This window comes from Nocardioides sp. P5_C9_2 (assembly GCF_054049555.1).
The window spans coordinates 1-2,510 of record NZ_JBFUMD010000533.1 but is presented as its reverse complement, the minus strand read 5'-3'; the positions used below and the strand labels follow the sequence as shown (position 1 = coordinate 2,510).

Below are 2,510 nucleotides of genomic sequence, written 5' to 3'. Positions count from 1 at the left end.
GTCATGTCGTCCTCTCTCGTCGGCTCGGCCATCAGCTCGGCCGGTGGCCCTGCTCGCGGATGCCCCACGGACTGCCGTACTCCTCGAGCAGCTGCAGGAACGGAACCGCGTCGAACGCCTCCGGGCCCAGCACTCCGGCGCCGGTCCACGTGCCCCGGCTGATCAGCTCCAGGGCGATGACGGGGTTGATCGCGGTCTGCCAGACCACGCACTGGTGGCCGTACTCGCGCATCGTCCACTCGTTGTCGACGACGTGGTAGAGGTACGTCGAGCGCGGCTCGCCGTCCTTGTCCTTGCCGGTGACCCACAGGCCGGCGCAGGTCTTGCCGGTCATCCGCGGACCCACCGTCGCCGGGTCGGGCAGCACCGCGGCGACGACGTCGCGCGGACTCACCTCGACTCCCTTGACCGTGACCTTGTCGGTGCGGTCGAGGCCGAGGGTGTGCAGGACCTTGAGGATGGTGATGAACTCGTCGCCGAGTCCGTACTTGAACGTCGCCCGCCTGCAGTCGATCCAGCGCGGCATGAGGAGGACCTCCTCGTGCTCGACGTTGACGCACTCCACGGGGCCGATGCCCTCGGGGAAGTCGAAGACCTCCGGCTCCGAGAACGGCGCGGTCGTGTGCCACGCACCGTCCTGCCAGACCACCGGCGGGTTGAGGCACTCCTCGATCGTGGTCCACATCGAGAACGACGGCGCGAAGACCTCGTTGCCGTCGTCGTCGGTGACGACCAGGTTGGCACCGTCGCGGGTGCCGAGCTCGTCGATCTCGCTGAACAGGTGGTCGGCGGCGTACCGCGCGAAGACGTCGGACAGGCCGGGCTCGACCCCCATCCCGACCAGCGCCAGTCGCCCGGCGGCCTCCCACTCGTGGGCGACCGCGAACTGCTCGTCCCCGAGCTTGACGCCGGTCTTCGCGTACGGCGCCTCGGGGTGTGGTCGCGACAGCGACATCGCCATGTCGACGTAGTCGGCGCCGGCCGCGAAGGCCCCCTCGAAGAGCGGCATGTTGTAGACCGGGTCGACGGCGTTCATCACGTGGGTGATGCCGTGCTCACGGCACAGCCGCTCGACGGCCGCGGCGTCGGAGGCGTCGATCCGGGCACCGACGAAGCGGCCGTCGGCCTCCGCCGCCCGCTCGGCCCTGGCCCCGTCGTAGTCGGCGATCACGACCTGCTCGTAGAAGTCGCGCCGGGCGGCGATGGCCGCGAACGCACCGCCGACGCCGCCGGCGCCGACCAGGAGGATCTTCATCATCAGTCTCCGATGTAGGACATGACGTGCTTGACGCGCGTGTAGTCCTCGAGGCCGTACATGGACAGGTCCTTGCCGTAGCCCGAGTGCTTGAAGCCGCCGTGCGGCATCTCGGAGACGTAGGGGATGTGGGTGTTGATCCACACCACGCCGAAGTCRAGCCCCCGCGACATCCGCATCGCGGTGCCGTGGTCGCGGGTCCACACGCTCGAGGCGAGGCCGTACTTGACCCCGTTGGCCCACTTCAGCGCCTGCGCCTCGTCGGCGAAGCGCTGGACGGTGATGACGGGGCCGAAGATCTCGTCCTGCACCTGCTCGTCGTCCTGGCGCAGGCCCGACAGCACGGTGGGCTCGTAGAAGTAGCCCGTCGAACCCTGGCGGCGACCGCCCGCCGTGACCTCGGCGTGGTCGGGGAGGCGGTCGACCATCCCGGTGACCCGGGCGAGCTGGTCGGCGTTGTTGAGGGCGCCGTACAGGATGTCCTCGTCGTCCGGCATGCCGGTGCGGGTGGCCTTCGCCTGCTCGGTGAGGGCGGCCACGAAGTCGTCGTGGATACCGGGGCCGACCAGCACGCGGGTGGCCGCGGTGCAGTCCTGCCCGGCGTTGAAGTAGCCGGCCTCGGCGATGCCCTGGGCGGCCTTCTCGATGTCCGCGTCGTCGAAGACGATGACCGGTGCCTTGCCGCCGAGCTCGAGGTGCACGCGCTTGAGCTGTGCGGCCGCAGCCCCGGCGACCTCCATGCCGGCCCGGACGGAGCCGGTGATGGCCACCATCTGCGGCGTGGGGTGCTGCACGAGCGTGCGCCCGGTGTCACGGTCGCCGCAGACGACGTTGAGCACGCCCGGCGGCAGGAACTCCGCCGCGAGCTCGGCCATCATCGTCGAGGTGGCCGGGGTGGTGTCGGAGGGCTTCAGCACCACGGTGTTGCCCGCGGCCAGCGCCGGCGCGATCTTCCAGACCATCATCGGCAACGGGTAGTTCCACGGCGTCACCTGGCCGACCACGCCGATCGGCTCACGTCGGATGAAGGAGGTGTGGTCCTCCATGTACTCCCCCGCCGACTTGCCCTCCAGCACCCGGGCGGCGCCGGCGAAGAAGCGGAAGTGGTCGACGGTGGGCGGCATCTCCTCGCTGGCGGTCAGCCCCAGCGGCTTGCCGGTGTCGCGGCACTCGGCGGCCACGAACTCCTCCGCACGGGACTCCAGCGCATCCGCGATCCGCAGCAGCGCGAGCGAGCGCTCCTGCGGCGTCGTAC

The 2,510-nt window shown here is 70.3% G+C and carries 2 protein-coding genes; both read right to left on the bottom strand.

Going from position 1 to position 2,510, the window contains the following annotated elements; translation table 11 throughout:
- Positions 1-31 precede the first annotated feature (31 nt).
- Entirely contained in the window at positions 32-1,258 is a 1,227-nt protein-coding gene (locus ACXJKL_RS19240; protein WP_457208608.1) for a saccharopine dehydrogenase family protein, read from the bottom strand.
- A partial coding sequence (locus ACXJKL_RS19235; RefSeq protein ID WP_457208607.1) for a gamma-aminobutyraldehyde dehydrogenase occupies positions 1,258-2,510 on the bottom strand: 1,253 nt, incomplete at its 5' end. The genes ACXJKL_RS19235 and ACXJKL_RS19240, both read right to left, overlap by 1 nt.